The sequence below is a fragment of the Pseudomonas frederiksbergensis genome, from assembly GCF_003732275.1.
Lineage (GTDB): Bacteria > Pseudomonadota > Gammaproteobacteria > Pseudomonadales > Pseudomonadaceae > Aquipseudomonas > Aquipseudomonas frederiksbergensis_H.
Map to the genome: position 1 here is coordinate 132,729 of NZ_MOBM01000004.1, position 20,904 is coordinate 153,632.

A 20,904-nucleotide genomic window follows, 5' to 3' on the forward strand; every position below is an offset into this window, starting at 1 on the left:
GTACCATTCAGCAGATCAAAGAAAACAGGGAATGCCACTCTCGTTCGGATTTTCTACGTGATGGAGGGTTGGCTTTTGCCTCCGGCCGAGTTGCCGCCGATCCAGGGCACACCGTTGTTACCTCGGTGCTTCTCAGCCTGTTCGACGGCCGCCACGGCATCGTGGTTTTTGACGGTATTACTGAGTGCCATGCCTTCAGCCAACTCGCCCCACGCAAGCTGACCGCCTGCGACATTCGCCATGCGTTCAGCAACAGCGCGGCAAGTAGATTTGGAGCGATCGAAATCGAGTCGGGCTTGCAAGATGCCGTTGGTGAGCAGGTTGTACAGGCCGGGGTCGGCTCGCTGGATGATCAGTGCGGGGAGGGAGGCCACGGCGCTGGTAGCGTTCTGGATCACGTTGCCCATGATCGACTTGAAGCCGCTAGTGGTGCCGTTCAGTTGGTTTTGTAGCGTAGTGTTCAGGCTCATGTCGCCGCAGATCAGATTGGTGTCCCAGCCAGCACCAACCGTAATGCTGTCCATGGCGGCAGCACCACTCATGGACACAGCGCGTCCTCCGCCGACGCTGTAGAGCACGTCATCGCCGATCACTGAACCATTGTGATTAATACCGTCCTTGTTCAGTTGGGTTTGTGCTGCATGTGCGGTGGTGGTCGTGAGAAGCAGAGCGGTCATTAGGAGTTCTCTTCCAGGAGAGGCATTACGCACACCCCTCCTGGTTGCCAAGGCAATATTCAGCTTTACGCCGCGCTAACCGCACCGGTTACCGTGGATTTATTCTGAACGGTCCTATACAGCAAACTGGACACCATGAATCCAAGAATGGCCAACAGGCTCATCAAGCTGAAGACGTAGTTGTAGCCTTGCTGACCCGGGAAATGGTCGAGGATTGCGCCGTAGATGACGTAAGCGAACATGCCCGGCGCGTAGCCGATCAGGCAGCCGATACCGAAGGCTGAACCGGTGATGTGCGAAGGGATGCCGACTTCACCCATGGGCGCCCAGAACACGCCGCGCATGGAAAACACAATCAGCGCGAAGGACAGTGTGGCTGCCATGCCCGCATAAATAAAACTCGGGCTTTTCGGGATCAGCAGGATGACGCCCATCAGCGGCAGCAAGGCCAGGAATGCCCACTTCAAATAGCGGCTGGTGCTCTTGAACTGTTTGTCGGCAATGAAACCACCGGCGGGGCCACCGAGGATCTTGAGGAAGTACTGATTGATGATGCCGTAGGCGCCCACCAATGCCACGGGCAGCCCGTACATTTCCTTGAGGTAGGGAATGAAATAGGTCAGGCCACAGTAGACGATGTAGACCATGAACACGTTGAGGCTGACCAGCCAGATCCCCGGTACCTTGATGGCCTCGAGCAGATTCGCCAAACCGTTCTTCGGCTTGGCAATCGTCTGCGCGCTACTGCCCTTGAGCAGGAACCAGGTCAGGGTTCCGGCAAGAATGTCGATGACCGAGTAGAAGAGGATTGCCGACTTCAGACCGGCCTCGCCGGAGCCCATGGCAACGAAGACGCCCAGCGCCGAAAAAGCCACAAGCGTATCAATGACGCCACGCCCGCCTTCCAACAGTCCAAACAACCGACCCTGTTCCTGATCGTCACCCAGATTGCGGATGGCTTTGAGCAGCGAGGGCCAGAAGATGCAATCGGCGCAGACGGCCAACAGGCTGAACACAATCAGCAGATTGCTGAACGGCGGAAAGGTCGCCAGATACAGCCCCAGGCCACCGGTACCGATCAGGCCGATGGGGATCAGCTTTCGCGTGTCGTAGCGGTCGGCGAGCATGCCGCCGACGACAAACAGTGCGGTGGCGATGATGGCGTTGGCGCTCAGCAGCATGCCGATTTCAGTGTGGCTCAAGCCCATGAATTCTTGCATGGGGATATAGAAGGCGTCTTTGAGGTTCGCCAGCTTGTAGATGGTGCCTCCACCGAGGATGAGAATCAGGAATCTGAGCCATTTGGCCTTGTCACGAGTTGTCATTATTGTTCTCCAGGCGTAATTGGATAAGCAGTGCCGGTTGTCACGTCAGGTTCAGGCGTTTTTGCGGTTGTTCAGGGTCAACTCGGCCAGGGTTCGGAACTCGGCCAGCAGGCCTCGTACATAGGCGACCTGGTTGTTTGCCCAACGGTGTTCGTCGGCGAGCATTCGTTCGAGCGAGTAGCCGTCCGGGAGTGGCGTGTCACTCATTTCCCGGTACGCAATAAACGGATCGTCAGCCTCAAAGGTCTGGCGGAACGCCGGGGCGACGTAGTGATTTTCCTGCTCAAGAATGAACGCGATCACTTGCGGGTTTGAGTCGCCGAGCATCAACAGTTCGAACAACATGCGGGCGCTTGGCAGGTCGTCATCGTCGCTGCCCTGCAGCACACCGTAATGGCCGAAGCCGTTGTGCTCGGGGACGATGCGCACACCCTTGAGGTGGGTCTGGCGTATGTGCGGCGCCAGGGTCCGCAGCGCCGGTAGTGGCTGTTCGCAGGCATTGATCATGTTGCCGAAGTCGAACAAGGCATGCAGCCGTGGGTGGTTTAGCCGGTTCAGCAGTTGCGCGATCTCGGCGCTCTTGAGTTCCTCATGCTGCTCGAAGTCGAAGAACAGGTCGTGCTCATCTGCCTGCTGCGCGAGGTAATGCAGGTCTGACTCGATCACGTCCATCACCCGGGACAGCGTCCCCTCATAACGTGAGTAAACGCGGATGTTGCGAACTCCAAGCGCTTTGGCAATGGCGATCACCTGATCGACATCTTTTTTCAGCGTGCTGCTGATTTCCAGATGCACATCCAGTGCGAGCGCATTGGCCTTGTCGGCAAACGCTTGCAACTGCGTGGGTGTCATTTGGCTCAGGCTGTTTTCCTCGCCGTCGAGCAAGTGCAGGCTCAGACCTTGCAACTCGTGGCGATAGGCGAAGTCCAGCAGGTCGGCAGGCGTGACACGGCCATGGGTGAGGTTGGTCAGCAAGGGATAGGCATGAGCAAACAAGCGCATCTGCCCAAGGCGGTCGAGCAGTTGGCGGGCCAGTGCTTCAGTCAGCAGGGGAGGTGTTCCGGCCTCGGCAGCCTTGTGGCTGAGCAAGGCATTGAATCGCTCTTGGATTTTATTGTTCATTCGAGTCGTTCCTGGTCAGACGCCGGGTCTACCGGCGCAGCCTTTATCGCGCCAGTCAGGAACTCTCGATAGATCCATTATCAGTTAAATCATAAGACCACTTGCCTTGCTTCAAGTGGCTGGCTGCAGGTACCCCATTTTGCTCAAGGCCCGGGCCAGCGCTTCAACGCGTTCCTGCGCCTGGCCCTCAGGCGTACCGGCGAAACCGATGAGCAGGGCAGGTGGCAGGACATGCTCAAGGCAATAATCGCTCAGGGCATAGGTGTGGATGTTGTGCCGGGCCAGTTCCCTGGCGATCACATCGTCATCAAGCGTGGGTGGCAGCCAGGCGATCAGGTGCATGCCGGCTTCCACCGGGGTGATGTTGAAGAAGCCGCCCAGCTGTTGCTGAAGCTGCTCGAGCAGTTCTTGCTGGCGAGCCTGGTACAGCGCACGCATGCGGCGAATATGGCCGAGGAAGTGGCCTTCACGCATGAAGTCCGCCGTCGTCGCCTGGAGAAGCGTGGGCGGGCTGCGATCCATCACCGCGCGCAAGGTACAGAAGGGGTCGATCAGGGCTTGCGGCAATATCACATAGCCCAGTCTGAGTGAGGGGAAAAGGACTTTGCTGAAGGTGCCGACGTAGATCACTCGAGCCATCTGGTCCATGGCATAGAGCGCGGGGAGGAGGCGGCCGCTGTAGCGCAACTCACTGTCGCAATCGTCCTCGATGATCCAGCTCTGATACTGCGCAGCCCAGTCGATGAGTGCCTGGCGCCGCGCATAACTCATGGTCACGCCCAAGGGATGCTGGCGAGAAGGCGTGGTAAACACCAGGCGGGCGTCAGGGCACTCGGCCAGGCCTTGCTGGATATCAATCCCCTGTTCATCGATCCGCAACGGCACCACTTGGGCCCCCTGGGCCTGCAACGCAATGCGCGCCGCGATGTGTCCTGGGTCTTCCATCCATACGCTGTCCTGCGGATTAAGCAGCAACATGCCCAGCAGGTTAAAGGCTTGCTGCGCGCCGGAAACGATCACCACCTGCTCGGCACTGCAATCGATGCCACGAGCATCGAAGACGTACTCGGCAATCGCCGCGCGCAAGGCCTGTAGCCCTTGCAGTTCGCCATAGCCAAGCATGGCCTTGGTCGGCTTGAGCAGGTGGCGGTTCATCAAGCGCCGCCACACCGCGAGCGGGAACGCGTCGTAGGTACTGTGGCTGGGCAGGAATGAGGTGGGGGTCGCAGGGTCCCAATCGGTATAGGAAACCCCGCGGAAGTGACTGCTGCGCAGCGACAGCATGGACTGGCTCAGGTCGGACAGGCGCGGTGGCTGGCGCTGCTCTTCATCGGCAATCCCTCGGCTCTCCCATTCATCGCCGACATAGGTACCGGCCCCGGTACGCGAGGCCAGGAAACCCTCGGCGATCAGTTGATCGAATGCATTGAGAATGGTGATCCGCGACAGCGCCAATTCTTTGCTCAGGGTCCGCGTCGACGGCAGGCGCACGCCCCCTTGCATTTTTCCGCTGAGAATCTGTTTGCGAATCTGCAAATAGAGTTGGCGGTACAGGGGGATGGCGCTGGCACGGTCCAGCTCAATAGCCGACAGCAGCAAACCTGCAGGGGATTTCATCACATGCTCGTCTGGAAGGGAGGTGGTTTGACCTGGAACACCATCATACCGAGGTGCGCAGGGTATCGAGAGGCACTGGATAAGTCATCCATAGCAGACGTTGATGCAATGCACACTGTCATGAAATGAAAAGCCATTGTCGTCTGATGAGAAGCGACTCGCCAGACGGCGTCCTACAGTCCAATCAGCGCAATTCGACGCAACACGCCCAACTTGAGACTGGAGAATAAGAAAAAATGGCCAAAGCCGTACGCTTCTACGAAACCGGTGGTCCCGAAGTCCTTCGTTATGAAGAGGTCGAAGTCGGCGATCCCGGTCCAGGCCAGGTTCGTCTTCGTCATGTGGCGGTGGGCCTGAACTATGCCGACACCTACTTTCGCAATGGCACTTACCCGATTCCGATGCCCAACGGCATGGGGGTTGAAGCCTCCGGTGTGGTCCAGGCCATCGGCGAAGGGGTGACCAACGTACACGTCGGTGATCGCGTCACCTACACCGGTTTTCTCAATACATTGGGTGCCTACAGCACCGAGCGTCTGATCCCGGCCGCGCCGCTGATCAAGCTGCCGGAAACCATCAGTTTCGAGACCGCCGCGGCCATGACCATGCGCGGCTTGACGTCCTCGTACCTGATGCGGCGCATTTACGACTTCAAGGCCGGCGACAGCATTCTGCTGCACGCCGCTGCCGGTGGTGTGGGGCTGATTGTTTCGCAGTGGGCCAAGCTGCTTGGTCTGAACGTCATTGGCACCGTGTCCACCGAGGCGAAGGGTGAAATCGCCTTGGCCCATGGCTGCGAGCATGTCATCAATTACAGCCATGAAGACGTCGCCCGGCGCGTTCGCGAGCTGACGGACGGCGTGGGGGTCAACGTGGTGTTCGACAGTGTCGGCAAAAACACCTTCATGGGCTCGCTGGACTCGCTCAAGCGTCGCGGTTTGATGGTTTGTGTCGGCACGGCATCCGGTCCGATCCCGGCCTTTGATCCGGTGATGCTGGCGATGAAAGGCTCGTTGTTCCTGACCCGTCCGGCCCTGGCCGATTACATCGCCGACCCGGCGGAAAAAGCCGCGTTGGCGGGCGAGTTGTTCGACCATGTCGGCAGCGGTCGGATCACGATCGAGATCAACCAGCACTATGCTTTGCAGGATGCCGTGCAGGCCCATCGCGATATGGAATCACGCAAGACCACGGGCTCATCGATTTTCGTTATTTAAGGGAGTCGTCTGCCATGAAAGTCGAACAATTGACCTGCAACATTGGCGCGGAACTGGTGGGCGTCAACCTCGCCGACGCGGTGCATGACGATGGTCTTTTTGCCGAGATTCGTGCTCAGCTGCTCAAGCATAGGGTGGTGTTCCTGCGTGATCAGGACATCACTCGCGACGAGCATGTGGCATTCGCCCGGCGCTTTGGCGAACTGGAGGATCATCCGGTGGCCGGCAGTGATCCGGATCATCCTGGGCTGGTGCGCATCTACAAGCGGCCGGACCAGCCGATGGACCGCTACGAAAACGCCTGGCACACCGACGCTACCTGGCGCGAGGCGCCGCCGATGGGCTGCGTGCTGCGCTGCGTAGAGTGCCCGCCGGTGGGCGGCGACACTATGTGGGCCAACATGGTCGAGGCCTATGCGCGCTTGCCGGAAGACGTGAAGGTGAAGATCGCCGACCTGCGTGCCCGTCACAGTATCGAAGCGAGTTTTGGTGCCGCCATGCCGATCGAAAAGCGTCTGGCGCTCAGGGCGATGTACCCGGATGCCGAGCACCCGGTGGTGCGCACCCACCCGGAAACCGGGGAAAAGGTGCTGTTCGTCAACGCCTTCACTACGCACTTGAGCAACTACCACACCCCCGAGCGGGTGCGCTTCGGCCAGGACGCCAACCCGGGCGCAAGTGAGCTGCTGCGCTACCTGATCAGCCAGGCCTACATCCCCGAGTATCAGGTGCGCTGGCGCTGGAAACCCAACAGCATCGCCATCTGGGACAACCGCAGTACCCAGCACTACGCCGTCATGGATTACCCGCCGTGCCATCGCAAGATGGAGCGCGCCGGGATCATCGGCGACAAGACTTACTGATCGACCGCCGCTGCATTCGCTCTCGTAGACACGCCTGCCCGGCACGATCCCGGGTGGGCGGAACAATCATAAGAACAGGAGTAACTCATGCAATTCTTCGACGATTCCCTGCACCCGGAAAACATGGAAAAGGTGGTCATCACCGTGGCCCCGTATGGCCCCGAGTGGATGCCGGAAGACTTCCCTGAAGACATCCCGCTGACCATGGACGAACAGGTGCAGAAGGCGGTTGATTGTTATGAGGCGGGTGCCACGGTATTGCACCTGCACGTGCGTGAATTGGACGGCAAGGGTTCCAAGCGTCTGTCCAAGTTCAACGAGTTGATCGCCGGTGTGCGTGAAGCCGTGCCGGACATGATCATCCAGGTCGGTGGTTCGATTTCCTTCGCCCCCGAAAGCGATGGCGAAGCCGCCAAGTGGCTGTCTGACGATACTCGTCACATGCTGGCGGAGCTGACGCCAAAGCCGGATCAGGTCACGGTGGCCATCAACACCACCCAGATGAACATCATGGAACTGTTGTATCCGGAGTATCTGGAAGGCACGTCCCTGGCCAATCCTGCCTATCAGGCGGCCTACAGCGAAATGACCGTGCCGGCAGGCCCGGCCTGGGTCGCCGAACACCTCAAGCGTCTGATGGATAACGGCATCCAGCCGCACTTCCAGCTGACCGGCATGCATGCCATGGAAACCCTTGAGCGCCTGGTGCGCAAGGGTGTCTACAAGGGCCCGTTGAACCTGACCTGGATCGGTATCGGCGGCGGTTTCGATGGCCCCAATCCGTTCAACTTCTTCAACTTCATCCACCGCGCGCCAGACGGTTGCACCCTGACCTCCGAGTCGCTGCTCAAGAACGTCATGCCGTTCAACACCATGTCGATGGCCATGGGTATGCACCCGCGTGTGGGCAATGAAGACACTATCATTGATCACAAGGGCGATCGTTTCGGCTCAGTTGCGCAGATCAAGCAAACCGTACGCATCGCCCATGAACTGGGTCGGGAAATCGCCACGGGTAAAGAAGCCCGTGAGATTTACCGCATCGGTGTGCAGTACCCAAGCATCGAAGAAACCCTGTTGGCCAATGGCATGGCCCCCAACCGCAAGGCCGGGCAGAAAGGTGTGCCGCAACGCGGCTGATCGGCAGACGACGCGGGAGGTCAATGACCTCCCGCTCGCTGCATTGCAACACGCTTGATAACAACAATAAAACGAAGCTTTGAGGAGGCTGCATGGCCTTTCACCCAATCGCCGCAGACGATGATGACTGCAGTGGCGTCGGCGTTGCGCGCAAGTATGCCTGGATCGTCTTTGCACTGACGTTCGGCCTGTTGATTTCCGATTACATGTCGCGTCAGGTACTGAACGCGGTATTCCCGATGCTCAAGGGCGAATGGGCCTTGAGCGACGGTCAGCTCGGCCTGCTCAGTGGCATTGTCGCCCTGATGGTGGGGCTGCTGACATTTCCCCTGTCATTGCTGGCGGATCGCTTCGGCCGGGTCAAGAGCCTGGCGCTGATGGCTTTGCTGTGGAGCCTGGCGACGCTGGGCTGTGCGTTGGCGCAGGACTATCAGCAGATGTTCGTTGCACGGTTCATGGTCGGCGTCGGCGAAGCGGCGTACGGCAGCGTCGGCATCGCGGTGGTGATTTCGGTGTTTCCCAAACACATGCGTGCAACCCTGGCCAGTGCCTTCATGGCGGGTGGCATGTTCGGTTCGGTATTAGGTATGGCGCTGGGCGGGGCAATCGCCGCCAAGCTCGGCTGGCGCTGGTCGTTTGCCGGCATGTCGCTGTTCGGCTTGTTACTGGCAGTGCTTTACCCGGTCATCGTCAAGGAAGCACGCATTGCACCGCAACGTGCCACTCAAGCGGCGAACAAGACGGCTGCCGCGGTCAAGCGTCCGTTGCGTACGCTGTTTTCCAGCCGCTCGGTGATCGCTGCCTACATCGGCAGTGGCTTGCAACTGTTCGTCGGCGGCACCGTCATTGTGTGGATGCCCAGTTACCTCAATCGTTATTACGACATGGCCACCGACAAGGCGGGCGGCGTCGCGGCGATCATCGTGCTGTGCAGCGGTGCGGGGATGATTCTGTGCGGCATGCTCAGCGATCGACTGTGTCGCCATTCGCCGGAGCGCAAAGTCGCTTTGGCCATCGCCTATTGCCTGGGCAGTTGTCTGCTGTTGTCGGCGGCGTTCGCCTTGCCGGCAGGGCCTGTGCAATTGGTGCTGATCTGCCTGGGCATGTTGATTGCCGCCGGCACAACTGGCCCTTGCGGAGCCATGGTTGCCAACCTGACCCATTACTCGGTGCATGGCACGGCCTTCGCCACGCTGACCCTGGCCAACAACATGCTGGGGTTGGCGCCTGGGCCGTTCATCACCGGCAGGGTGTCCGACCTCATCGGCCTGCATGCCGCTTTTCAAATGGTGCCACTGGTCAGCATCGCGGCAGCGGCCGTGTTCTTTTACGCCAAGTGTCACTACCACAAGGACATCGCCCGGCTTCGAGGCGAGCAAGTCCACGATTCGATTGGCAAAGCGGTGTTAGAGGTGAAGGTGTGAGTGGTCGTTTACGTATTGATGTGTTCTTCGATTTCATCTGCCCGTGGTGCCTGATCGGCAAGCGTCAACTGGAGCGCGCGCAAGACCTGCTGCGTGTCCAGCAACCCGGCGTGGAAATCACCACGGTGTGGCACGGCGTGCAATTGCTGCCGCAGCTGCCGGCACAGGGTGAACCCTTCGCCGAGTTTTATCGCAAGCGTCTGGGCAGTGCTGAAGCCGTGGCGATGCGTCAGGCTCAGGTGCAGCAGGCTGCGATGGCGGTGGGCGTGCCCATTGATTTGAGCCGCATCGCCAACATGCCCAATACCGCCGACGCCCACCGTTTGCTGGAGCGTGCGAGCGAGCTGGGCAATACCGCCCAACGCGATGTTTTGCTTGAGCGTTTGTTCGCTGCCTACTTTCAGTTTGGCGAGGATCTGGGCTGCCAAGAAACCTTGCTTGCCATCGCCCAATCGTGTGGCTTCGACGCTGATGCCATGGCCTCCGTCCTGCAAGGCGATGGCGATCCTTACGTCGGCAACGAGGCGGGAGCAGCCAGCGGCGTGCCCAGTTTTCAGTTCGACCGTCGCCTGACGGTGGTGGGCGCGCAGCCTGCCGAAGTGCTGCTTGATGCCATGTGCGAAGCCTTGCTCGAAAGTGCTCGCAAGCGGCAACCGGCATGAGTCTTCGTATCCCTGTGCCTGCCGGAAAACTCCCGCAGGCGGGTGGTCGTGCATTGTTCGAATTCGATGGCAAAAGCCTGGCGTTATTCAACGTCGAAGGTGACCTGTTCGCCATCGACGACAGTTGCCCGCACCAGGGCGCCTCGCTGTGTGGCGGGCGCCTTGAGGGGCGGGTGATTCAGTGCTGCGCCCATGGCCTGCGCTTCGATCTGCGCAGCGGTTACTTGCTCAATTCAACCCAGCTCAAAGTCGCCAACTACCCGGTCGAGATCATCGACGGCCAGGCATTCATCGTCATCGTCCCCGAGGAGTCCGTGCCATGAGCACTATCGCTCTCACCCGTATCCATAGCCGAACGCGCGAACTGGCGCCGGGTTTTGTCGTCAGTCTGATCGTGGCGGCGGCCGCGTCCTTTTTGTCCGAGCATTACGGTGCGCCGGTGATGCTGTTTGCCTTGCTGTTGGGCATGGCACTGAACTTTCTGGCCGGTGATGGCGCCTGCAAGGCTGGCATCGAATTTACGGCGCGCACTGTGTTGCGCATTGGCGTGGCGTTGCTGGGCATGCGCATCACGCTCGAACAGATTGCCGCGCTGGGCTGGAAGCCTGTGGCGCTGGTGGTGATTCTGGTGGTGGTGACGATCGGCGTCTCGGTGATCGCGGCCAAGGCGCTGGGATTCCAGCGTTTGTTCGGCATGCTTACCGGTGGGGCCACCGCGATTTGTGGTGCGTCGGCGGCGTTGGCGCTGGCGGCGGCATTGCCGAACCATCCGCAGAAAGAACGCGCAACGTTATTCACGGTGATCGGGGTGTCGGCGCTGTCGACCCTGGCGATGATCGTGTACCCGATGATTGCCAACTGGCTGTCGTTGTCGCCACAAATGGCGGGCGTGTTCTTGGGGGCGACCATCCATGATGTCGCCCAGGTCGTCGGTGCCGGTTACAGCATGTCGACCGAGACCGGCGATACGGCCACGGTGATCAAGCTGATGCGGGTTGCCATGCTGCTGCCGGTGATCGTCTGCGCCGCGATGATTACCCGCATGCAGGGCGCCGACCCGGCCGGCAAACGACCGCCGCTGCTGCCATGGTTCGCCGTCGGGTTTCTGATTCTGGCGTGTATCAACAGCACTGGCTGGATTGCTCCGGTGGTGCAGGGGTCGGTCAATGAATTGTCGCGTTGGTGCCTGGTGGTTTCCATCAGCGCCCTGGGCATGAAGACCCAGCTCAAAGAGCTGGCGGCGGTGGGCATCAAGCCGATCCTGCTGATGGTGGGGGAGACGGTGTTCCTTGTCGTGCTGGTGCTGTTGTTGCTGCGCTGGGGAATGTAGACACACAAAACAGTGGCGAGGGAGCTTGCTCCCGCTGGGGTGCGAAGCCGCCCCAAAACCGTCGCCGCGTACTTTCTGAAAAAATGCAGTGGCCTTGGAAGAGGGGCGCTTCGCACCCCAGGGAGCAAGCTCCCTCGCCACAGGACTCCTCGGCCGGTGTCACAGACACCGGTGCTTTTGCGGCGACTGTACCAGCAGTCGCCGCTTTTTTTTGCATGCCCTGCGTTGGTTTCGTTCAGTTCAGGGCTCGTTGGAGCCGGGCAGGGTGGTCAGGTCCGGCGGAGCTTTGACGGTGTGCTTTTGCGCGCTGCGCCATGCGGCGGGCGGCATGCCGAACTGGGTAATGAACCAGCGTGTGAAGGAACTCGCCATCGAATAGCCGAGCATGTCGGCAATGCGCCCTAACGAGTAATTCGGGTTGTCCAGGTAGCGCAACACCAGGTCGCGGCGCACGTCGTTGATCAGGTCGTTGAAGGCGCAGCCGTCGTCTTTCAGGCGACGTTGCAGGGTGCGTACGTTCATGCCCTGGGTCTGGGCGATCTGTTCGATGGTGGCGCGTCCCATCGGCAGCAGCAGGTAGATGGCTTTGCGCACCTCGAACAGCATCGAGGGACCTTCGTGGCTCAGCAGCGAGTCGAGGTAACTCTGGGCGTAGCGCGCCATGGCCGGGTCGGCGTTGGGGTTGGTCACGTCGAGGCTGGCGTCGGAACAGACAATGCCATTGAACTCGCTGCCGAATTCCAGCTTGCAACCAAACAGGCGGCGATGCAGTTGCAGGTTGTCGGGAGGCTGGTGCGTGAAGTTGACGCTGTAGGGGTGCCAGTGTGAGCCGAGCAGCGCGGCGCACAGGCGGAACATCACGCCGATGGCCAGTTCATTGGCTTGTCGGCAAGGCATCGGCGATTCAGTAACCACCTCTTCGCGAATGATCACCATCTTGCCGGCCTCTTCGATGAAGAGGGCCAGCGAGTCGTTCATCAGGTGACGGTAATGCACCAACACTTGCAACGCATCACGCAGCGTTCGCTGGTGGCTGAGCAGCAGGCTGACCACACCGAAGTCCGAGAGCTGGCGCGACTCGGCCATGCTCAGGCCGAAGCTCTGGCAGCCACTGGCGGCGGCCGAATCTTCCAGCAGGCGTACGGCGGCATCAATGGGGATGCGGTGTTCGGGCGCTTGCAGCAGCGCTTTGCTCAGGCCGACGCCGGCCAGCACATCGCGCGGATTGAACCCCAGGTACTGGGTGACCTCCAGGTAGTTGGTCAAGACGGCGGCGCGAACAAGCTTGGGCATGCGAAGGTCTTTCCTGGGCCGGTTGCGATTCAGATGAGCGTGGCGACTATATCCAGCACATCAGCAATTGAACAGTTGTGACGTTGTCGAGGGCGCTCGCCCGATTCTTTCCAGAATCACCTCCGCTGTCCTCAAGCAATCGACGCTCACCCATTGATTACAGTGACCCACAGCGAAGCTGCGGGGTTTTGCGACCAATGGTCGGGGCATGCCAACACCTGGAAATTTGTCATGAAAAGAAAAGTGCCTGACATCCAATGAAAAGCACCTCGGGTGGGCGCTCTTTAATGTCAGTCCTACAAAAAGCCCCTGGCGATAGAGCCAGTCGAGTCATCGAGAAAGCGAAGGTGTTGAAGTGGACAAACTGCAAACTGCCGCAACCGTTCTGATCGTACCGGGCCTGCGCGAGCACGTTGCCGAGCATTGGCAAACGCTGCTTGAGGCAAGGCTCTGCAAAGTGCGCAGTGTGCCGCCGCTGGAAACCGACAAGCTCGATTGCACCAAGCGGGTCGAAGCGATCCAGCACGCGCTGGAGCAGATCGACGGGCCGGTGATTCTGGTTGCTCACAGCGCCGGTGTGCTGATGGTCGCGCACTGGGCTGCGCAGCACAGTCGGCCGATCAAGGGTGCGCTGCTGGCCACGCCTCCGGATCTCGATGCTCATTGGCCGCAAGGCTACCCATCCGCTGAAACCCTGCGCACCCAGGGTTGGAATCCTCTACCAAAAGGGCCACTGCCGTTCCGCAGTCTGGTGGCCGCCAGTACCAACGACCACCTCGCCAGCCTGGACGCCGTCACTCGCCTGGCTGAAGGCTGGGGCAGCGAACTGCTCAATGTGGGCGAGGTGGGTCATCTCAATCCGGTTGCAGGGTTTGGCCACTGGCCGCAAGCCGAAGCACTCATCCTGACGCTGGATAGCTAGTTCAGGCGCCGGTTGGCCCCAGCCATCCGGCATTTGCCCTCACTCCTGAAAAACGCAAATCCCTGGAACAAGGGTTGCGCGAGGGCGGCTGCGCTTAAAACAAATACAAAAAGGCGGAGACAACGCAATGCACAACAATAAGAGTCACGGGTTCGCACCCTCGCGTTACACCTTGTTGGCCTCGGCCATTCTGGCCGCCGCCGTGCCGGTCGCGCAGGCGGTCGAACTCGACACAGGTAACCCGGACTGGACCGTGCGTTTTGATAACACCGTGAAGTACAACTATGGCGTACGCACCGAAAGCGCCGACAAGCGCATGTTGGCGACACCGAACAACAACGATGGCGACTACAACTTCCGCAAGGCCGGGACCAACATCACCAACCGTGTTGACCTGTTGACCGAAATGGATGTGGTGTACCAGAACCACATGGGCTTTCGCGTCAGTGCCGCCAGTTGGTACGACAAGGCGTACGAGAACACCGGCTCCAATTCCAACCCGTTCGTCAATGGCAATGACGCACGGTCGGGGCTGGTGGCCAACGATCCGCGCCTGGCCGGGGTCACCGGCGACAATGTCGGCAATGGCAGCCCGCACCTGAGCAACTACGCCCAGCGTTACTACACCGGTCCATCCGGCGAAATCCTCGATGCCTTCGTGTTCTACAGCACCGAAGTGGGCGAGGAGTCGCTGTTGAGCGTCAAGGCCGGTCAGCACAACGTGTTCTGGGGTGAAACCATCCTCAACCCCGTACACTCGATCAGCTACGGCCAGTCCGGCCTGGACCTGGCCAAACTGGCCGCCTCGCCGGGTACCGAAGCCAAGGAGCTGTTCGTTCCGCGTAACCAGTTGTCGATGTCGTTCACGGTCAATCCCGAGTTGACCGTGGGCGCTCAGTATTTCCTGGATTGGGATGCCGCCCGCCTGCCTGAGGCCGGTACTTACTATGGCGGTTCCGATCTGGTGGGCTTCGGTGCACAGTCGTTCCTGTTGGGCAACACCAATGGCGTGGTGCCGGGCAGCCCACTGGGGTGTGGTCTGGCGCCCTGCAACGGGCTGACCAATGTGCGTCGCGGTCACGACCTGACGCCGGACAAGCGCGGAGACTGGGGCGTGATGGCCAAGTGGTCGCCGGCCTGGCTGGATGGCACCCTCGGCGTCTACTACCGCAATACGTCGGAAATCCTGCCGCAAGCCTGGTTGAACGCCACCGGGCTGACCTCGGCCAATCCCAACGGCACCCCGCCTGCCGGCATGGTGCCGGCCGTGGTCAACACCCTCAATTCGTTGAGCACCAGCACCTATCAACTGGCCTATGCCGACAACATTCAGATCTTCGGCCTGAGCCTGTCCAAGGATGTGGGCGGTATCAGTGTCGGTTCGGACCTGAACATTCGGCACAACATGCCGCTGGCCAGTATTCCCGCCGTTGTCAGCTCGACAGGGCCGCGGGGATTGGGCGCCGGTCTTGGCCTGTTGCCGGCCCGCACGGCGGCCACCGGGGTGATCTACGACACCCCGCAAAAGGGCGACAGCATGAGTGCCACCGGTGACACGTTGCACTGGACGCTCAACGGCCTGATGACCTTCCCGAAAACACCGGTGTTCGATTCGGCCAGCCTGCTCGCCGAGTTGTACTACAGCAACTTGCTCAAGCTCGATAGCAAGAACGAAGCGCTCTACAAGGGCAATGACACCTATCGCGGCATCGACCAGCCGACCCGGGACAACTGGGGTATCGCGGTCAACTTCACGCCGACCTGGTACCAGGTGTTTCCCGGCGTCGACCTCAACGCACCGATGTCCATCAACGTCGGCCTGGACGGCGTGTCACCGGTGTCTGGCGGCGGTGCCAAAGACACCGGCAACTATGCCGTGGGCGTGGGTGCCGTTGTGTACAACAAATACTTCATCGACCTGAAGTACGTGGATTCCTTCGGCAAGACCGACAAGTGCGACGCCAGTGGTTTGAGCACCGGTGCAGCCAATGCCGGCAGCGGCGACGGCTCCACACCCAATGCCTTTAGCGGCAATGAAAACTACGCGTGCTACGGCGGTGGCTACTCGGCCTTCTCCGGTGGTGGGGCCACGACTGAGGACCGTGGCGCCGTTTACCTGACGATGAAAACCACTTTTTGATTCACCACTGATTTGCTCAATGCAAGCAGGAGAATAACAAGATGAAATTCGCAAAAACCGTGTTGGCCGCTTCGCTGGCCATGGTCCTTGCCGCCCAGGCACAGGCCGCTGTTTCAACTCAGGACGCTGCCCGATTGGGCAGCAGCCTGACCCTGGTGGGCGCCGAAAAGGCCGGGAACGCTGATGGTTCCATCCCCGCCTATGACGGTGGCCTGACCACGCCACCGGCCAGTTTCAAATCCGGTGACAGTATGCGTCCGGATCCCTTCGTCAACGAAAAGCCGTTGCTGGTGATCGATGGTAAAAACGTCGATCAGTACAAGGGCTTGCTCAGTGCAACCACGGCGGAACTGGCCAAACGTTTCCCAAGCTTCCACGTCAATGTCTACCCGACCCACCGTACCGTCTCTTTGCCCAAGGCTGTGCTGGACAATGGGGTGAAAAATGCCACCGGTGCCAAATCCCTTGAGGGTGGGTTGGCCGTCGATAACGTACTGCCCGGCGTTCCGTTCCCGATTCCGCAGACGGGTAACGAGGCGATGTGGAACTTCCTGTTGCGTTTTCAGGGAGTCAGCATCAACTCCAAGTACGACTCCTGGAACGTCGATTCCGCTGGCGTGCCGACCCTGGCGACCACCGGGCAGGCGTTCATTTCCTATCCGATCTACGAGAACCTCGCACAGCCGATCAGCAGCGCCGACGTGTACTACCAGATGAAGCTGTCTTACACCGGCCCAGCGCGCCGGGCCGGTGAAGCGGTGATGCTCAAGGACGCCGCCAACCCGCTGCAGCAACCGCGCCGTGCCTGGCAATACTTGCCTGGCCAGCGTCGGGTCAAGCTGGCACCGAACCTGGCTTATGACACGCCGAACCCCGGCACCGCCGGCGCGGGCACCTACGACGATGTTTTCGTGTTCAACGGTGCGCTGGACCGCTACGACTGGAAGCTGGTGGGCAAGCAGGAAATGATCGTGCCGTACAACACCTACAAGCTGACTTACGCCCAGGACCCCAAGTCGCTGACCACCGCCAATCACCTGGCACCGGATTATGTGCGTTGGGAAAAACACCGGGTCTGGGTGGTGGAAGGCAACCTCAAGTCCGGCGCCCGGCACATCTATCAGAAGCGTCGCTTCTACCTCGATGAAGACAGCTGGACCGCTCTGGCCTCTGACCAATATGACGCCCGTGGTCAGCTGTACCGTGGCTCCTTCGCGTTCCTCAGCCAGAGCTATGACAAGCAGACCCCGGATTCCACGCCGTTCATGATCTACGACCTGGTGGGTGGTTCCTACAACATCAATGGCGTGGTCGGGCCTTACGGCGGCATCAAGTACATCGACCCGCTTTCCAAGGCGCAGTGGTCGCCGGAGTCCCTGGCAGGTGCCGGGATTCGCTAAGCAAGCCGTGACAAAGCGTCCGTTCGGTCCGCTGCCTGCAAGGCAGGGGATCGCACGACGGTCGGCGCATGCCGATCGTTTCGGGCGCCAGGTTGGAACGTCAGGCACACGGACGTGTGTCCCGGCGCGGTTATCCGAAGAGGACGCGGTATGTGTTCGTACAAGAATTACCTGCAGCTGGCGCTCGGTGCCCTGCTTGCAATGTTGCAGGGCCTGAGCCAGGCGTCCGCTTATGTCGACGTGCTGGATCTGCCGGCCAGGGTCAGCGCCTTGGCCGTCAACAGCCCGTTATCCGGCATGGCCCGCGCCGGCGATCGTCTGGTCGCCGTCGGGCAGCGTGGCCACATTCTGTATTCCGATGATGCCGGCAAACACTGGCAGCAGGCCGCGGTGCCGGTCAGTGCCGACCTCAATGCCGTGAGTTTTCCTTCCGCCACCCAAGGCTGGGCGGTGGGCGGCGACGGCGTGGTGTTGCACAGCAGTGATGCGGGCGCGACCTGGCACAAGCAACTGGACGGTCGCCAGATCGGTGCCTTGCTGGTCAAGCATTACGGCGCGTTGGCCAGTGCAGAACCGGGCAACGAACAATGGCCACTGCTGGTCGCCGAAGGTGAACGCCTGGTGGCGCAGGGCGCCGACAAACCGTTGCTCGATGTCTGGTTCGCCAACGACCGCCTCGGCTATGTGGTCGGGGTGTTCAACCTGATCCTGCGCACCGAGGATGGCGGCCAGAGCTGGACGCCGTTTCAGGATCGCACCGACAACCCGCAGGGCTTCCACCTCAACGCCATCGCCTCCACTGGCGATGCGTTGTACATCGCCGGAGAGCAAGGCCTGTTGCTCAAGTGGGATGACACCCAACAACGGTTCGCCGCCATGCAGACACCCTATCAGGGCAGTTTTTTCGGTGTGCTCGGCAAACCCGGGGAAGCGCTCGTCTACGGGTTGCGCGGCAATGTGCTGCGCAGCACCGATGGCGGTTTCAGCTGGACCCCGCTGAAGAATGGCCTGCACGTCAGCATCACCGCCGGCATCGTCGATGCCCATGGCGATTACCGCTTGTTCACCCAGGGCGGGCAGATGCTGGTCAGCCAGGGCGCAGGCGCGCAATTGCATCTGGTTCAGCAACGGGCACCGACACCGGTGACCGGCGCCACTCAGTCCGCCGACGGTGCGCTGGTGGTGGTTGGCAGCCGTGGTGTACGGACGCTGTCCGTTGAATAAGCCCTCGAACCCTTAGAGCGAGAACCCAGACATGGGCCATACCAAACAAGAAACCATGCCGGTGATCCGCGATCTGCGGGATTTCGACCGCCGCTCCGGCAATCGGCTGGAGCGGCTGGTATTCAATTACCGTCCGCTGTTCATGCTGCTGATGGCGCTCGCCACCGTAGTGTTGGGCTACATGGCCGCAACTCGCCTGGAGCTGCGTCCAAGCTTTGAAAAGATGATTCCGCAGAGCCAGCCGTACATTCAGAATTTCCTGGAAAACCGTCAGTCGCTGCGCGGTTTGGGTAACTCGGTACGAGTGGTGGTGGAGAACACCCAGGGCGATATTTTCGACCCCGCTTATCTTGACGTGCTCAAGCAGGTCAACGATCAGTTGTTCGTCACCGAAGGCGTCGACCGTGCCTGGATGAAGTCGTTGTGGAGCCCGGCCGTGCGCTGGACTGAAGTCACCGAGGAAGGTTTCCAGGGTGGCCCGGTGATGCCCGATACCTACCAGGGCAAGCCGGAAGAAATAGAGCAGCTGCGCCAGAATATTTCCCGCGCTGGCATCGTCGGCAGTCTGGTGGCCAGCGACTACAAATCGAGCATGCTCATCGTGCCGCTGCTGGACAAGGCCACGGCCAGCGGTCAGCGCATCGACTATCACGCCTTTTCGCAAATGCTCGAAGAGCAGTTGCGCGACAAGATCGAATTCGCCGGTGACAGCGCTGCGCGCAAGGCCGGGGAGGAGGGCAAGGGCCAGTACAAAGTCCGGGTGATCGGTTTCGCCAAACTGATGGGCGACCTGATCGACGGGCTGATTCAGGTGATGATGTTCTTCGGTCTGGCCGTCGTCACTTCGCTGATCATCATTTACGCCTACACCCGTTGCGTTCGCAGCACCTTGCTGGTGGTCGGCTGCTCGCTGATCGCAGTGGTGTGGCAACTCGGCATTGTCGCCTGGCTCGGCTATGCCATCGACCCGTATTCGGTACTCGTGCCTTTCCTGATCTTCGCCATCGGTGTGTCTCACGCTGCGCAGAAAATGAACGGCATCATGCAAGACATCGCCCGTGGCACCCACAGACTGATCGCCGCACGCTACACCTTCCGCCGCCTGTTCATTGCCGGCGTCACCGCGCTGCTGGCCGACGCCGTCGGGTTCGCGGTGCTGATGCTGATCGACATTCCGGTGATCCGCGACCTGGCGATCACCGCCAGTATCGGTGTGGCGGTGCTGATCTTCACCTCGCTGTTGCTGATGCCGGTGGCGCTGTCTTATGTCGGCGTCGGCGCCAAGGCTGCCGCGCGTGCGCTGAAAATCGACACACGTGCAGAAGGGCACAAAGGCTTCGGCAAACTGTGGGACTTGCTCGACCGCTTCACCACGGCCAAATGGGCCACGGGGGCGGTATTGGTCGCGGTACTGATGGGCATCGACGGCTTCATGGTCAGTTTGCAGCTGAAGATCGGCGACCTGGAAAGTGGCGCACCGGAGCTGCGTGCCGACTCTCGCTATAACCGTGACAACGCCTACATCACCAGCCACTACGCGCTGTCCAGCGACCTGTTCGCGGTGATGATCAAGACCGCGCCCGAAGGCTGCTTGAACTACAAGACGCTGGTCCTCGCCGACCGTCTGGCCTGGGAGCTGCAGCAGTATCCGGGCGTACAGGCCACGGCTTCGTTGGTCAACGCGGTGCGCCAAATCACCGCCGGCACTTATGAAGGCAACCCCAAGCTCAACAGCATCCAGCGCAATCAGGACGTGCTGAACTACGCCGCGCAGCAAGCCTCGGTCAACTCCCCGGAGTTATTCAACACCGACTGTTCGCTGATGCCGGTGATCACCTTTCTCAAAGATCACAAGGCCGAGACCCTGGATGCCGTGGTGGGCATCGCCGAAAAATTCGCCCGGGAGAACAACAGCGAAGATCGCCAGTTCCTGCTGGCGGCCGGGTCGGCCGGGATTGAAGCAGCGACCAACATTGTGGTGCGCGAGGCCAATCGCACCATGTTGCTTTACGTCTATGCGGCGGTGACGCTGTTCTGCCTGATCACCTTCCGCAGCTGGCGCGCAACCCTGGTCGCCCTGTTGCCACTGGTACTGACCTCGATCCTTTGCGAGGCGTTGATGGTGGCCATGGGCATTGGCGTGAAGGTTGCGACCCTGCCGGTGATCGCATTGGGCGTGGGTATCGGCGTGGACTACGCCTTGTACCTGCTCAGCGTGCAGTTGCATTACCAGCGCCAGGGCCTGCCGCTGAGTCAGGCTTACCGCAACGCCGTGTCGTTTACCGGTCGGGTGGTGGGCCTGGTGGGCATCACTCTGGCGGCGGGTGTTGTGTGCTGGGTCTGGTCGCCGATCAAGTTCCAGGCCGACATGGGCATCCTGCTGACCTTCATGTTCCTGTGGAACATGCTCGGCGCGCTGATCCTGATTCCAGCCCTGTCGTATTTCTTGCTGCGTCACCCCGTTGTGCAAGCCGATGTGGCGCAAACCGGTGAAACCGGTACATCCCAACGTCAGGACATGTCGCATGCCCTGACCACTTCCGAGTAA

Annotated in this window: 16 protein-coding genes and 1 pseudogene; 12 read left to right on the plus strand and 5 right to left on the minus strand. The window is 60.4% G+C overall.

Features of this window, described 5'->3' with window-relative positions:
* Positions 1-59: 59 nt before the first annotated feature.
* The 4 genes and pseudogenes from BK662_RS35120 to pdxR form a co-directional block, all read right to left on the minus strand.
* Positions 60-677, minus strand: a pseudogene (locus tag BK662_RS35120) (integrating conjugative element protein); the annotation flags it as partial.
* Positions 678-742: 65 nt separating this feature from the next.
* A complete protein-coding gene (locus tag BK662_RS02665) occupies positions 743-2,002 on the minus strand; it encodes an MFS transporter (protein WP_123356466.1) in 1,260 nt (419 codons plus the stop codon).
* Between the two features lie 51 nt (positions 2,003-2,053).
* Positions 2,054-3,124 (minus strand): sugar phosphate isomerase/epimerase family protein, encoded by a 1,071-nt coding sequence (locus tag BK662_RS02670; RefSeq protein ID WP_123356467.1) that lies wholly within the window; start codon positions 3,122-3,124, stop codon positions 2,054-2,056.
* 111 nt (positions 3,125-3,235) lie between these two features.
* Positions 3,236-4,741 (minus strand): MocR-like pyridoxine biosynthesis transcription factor PdxR, encoded by a 1,506-nt coding sequence (gene pdxR / locus BK662_RS02675; RefSeq protein ID WP_123356469.1) that lies wholly within the window; start codon positions 4,739-4,741, stop codon positions 3,236-3,238.
* A 236-nt stretch (positions 4,742-4,977) separates the two neighbouring features.
* Between pdxR and BK662_RS02680 the strand changes: the two genes are divergently transcribed.
* The 7 genes from BK662_RS02680 to BK662_RS02710 all read left to right on the plus strand — a co-directional run bounded on the left by BK662_RS02680 (position 4,978) and on the right by BK662_RS02710 (position 11,377).
* Positions 4,978-5,958 (plus strand): quinone oxidoreductase family protein, encoded by a 981-nt coding sequence (locus BK662_RS02680; RefSeq protein ID WP_123356471.1) that lies wholly within the window; start codon positions 4,978-4,980, stop codon positions 5,956-5,958.
* A gap of 14 nt (positions 5,959-5,972) precedes the next feature.
* Positions 5,973-6,821 (plus strand): TauD/TfdA dioxygenase family protein, encoded by an 849-nt coding sequence (locus BK662_RS02685; protein ID WP_123356473.1) that lies wholly within the window; start codon positions 5,973-5,975, stop codon positions 6,819-6,821.
* Between the two features lie 87 nt (positions 6,822-6,908).
* The gene (locus BK662_RS02690; protein ID WP_123356475.1) at positions 6,909-7,961 is read left to right on the plus strand and encodes a beta-keto acid cleavage family enzyme; all 1,053 of its coding nucleotides are present in this window, start codon (positions 6,909-6,911) and stop codon (positions 7,959-7,961) included.
* Between the two features lie 92 nt (positions 7,962-8,053).
* Complete coding sequence (locus BK662_RS02695; RefSeq protein WP_123356477.1) at positions 8,054-9,385, plus strand: MFS transporter; 1,332 nt, start codon at positions 8,054-8,056, stop codon at positions 9,383-9,385.
* Complete coding sequence (locus tag BK662_RS02700) at positions 9,382-10,047, plus strand: DsbA family oxidoreductase (protein ID WP_123356479.1); 666 nt, start codon at positions 9,382-9,384, stop codon at positions 10,045-10,047. The genes BK662_RS02695 and BK662_RS02700 overlap by 4 nt, the downstream gene beginning before the upstream one ends.
* Positions 10,044-10,370 carry a Rieske (2Fe-2S) protein gene (locus tag BK662_RS02705; protein WP_123356481.1) on the plus strand — a complete coding sequence of 109 codons (327 nt, stop codon included), beginning with the start codon at positions 10,044-10,046 and terminating at the stop codon, positions 10,368-10,370. The genes BK662_RS02700 and BK662_RS02705 overlap by 4 nt, the downstream gene beginning before the upstream one ends.
* Positions 10,367-11,377: a YeiH family protein gene (locus BK662_RS02710; RefSeq protein ID WP_123356483.1), complete on the plus strand. Its 1,011-nt coding sequence runs from the start codon at positions 10,367-10,369 to the stop codon at positions 11,375-11,377. Before BK662_RS02705 ends, BK662_RS02710 begins: the two co-directional genes overlap by 4 nt.
* 240 nt (positions 11,378-11,617) lie before the next feature.
* On the opposite strand, the gene BK662_RS02720 is transcribed toward BK662_RS02710, so the two are convergent.
* A complete protein-coding gene (locus BK662_RS02720) occupies positions 11,618-12,670 on the minus strand; it encodes an AraC family transcriptional regulator (RefSeq protein WP_123356485.1) in 1,053 nt (350 codons plus the stop codon).
* A gap of 355 nt (positions 12,671-13,025) precedes the next feature.
* Between BK662_RS02720 and BK662_RS02725 the strand changes: the two genes are divergently transcribed.
* From BK662_RS02725 to BK662_RS02745, 5 genes are all read left to right on the plus strand, one after another.
* A complete protein-coding gene (locus BK662_RS02725; protein ID WP_123356487.1) occupies positions 13,026-13,592 on the plus strand; it encodes an RBBP9/YdeN family alpha/beta hydrolase in 567 nt (188 codons plus the stop codon).
* 127 nt (positions 13,593-13,719) lie between these two features.
* Entirely contained in the window at positions 13,720-15,732 is a 2,013-nt protein-coding gene (locus BK662_RS02730; RefSeq protein WP_123356489.1) for a DUF1302 domain-containing protein, read from the plus strand.
* A gap of 41 nt (positions 15,733-15,773) precedes the next feature.
* A complete protein-coding gene (locus tag BK662_RS02735; RefSeq protein ID WP_123356491.1) occupies positions 15,774-17,132 on the plus strand; it encodes a DUF1329 domain-containing protein in 1,359 nt (452 codons plus the stop codon).
* 150 nt (positions 17,133-17,282) lie between these two features.
* A complete protein-coding gene (locus BK662_RS02740) occupies positions 17,283-18,356 on the plus strand; it encodes a WD40/YVTN/BNR-like repeat-containing protein (RefSeq protein WP_123356493.1) in 1,074 nt (357 codons plus the stop codon).
* A 31-nt stretch (positions 18,357-18,387) separates the two neighbouring features.
* Positions 18,388-20,904, plus strand: coding sequence for an efflux RND transporter permease subunit (locus BK662_RS02745; RefSeq protein WP_123356495.1), 2,517 nt, complete (start codon positions 18,388-18,390; stop codon positions 20,902-20,904).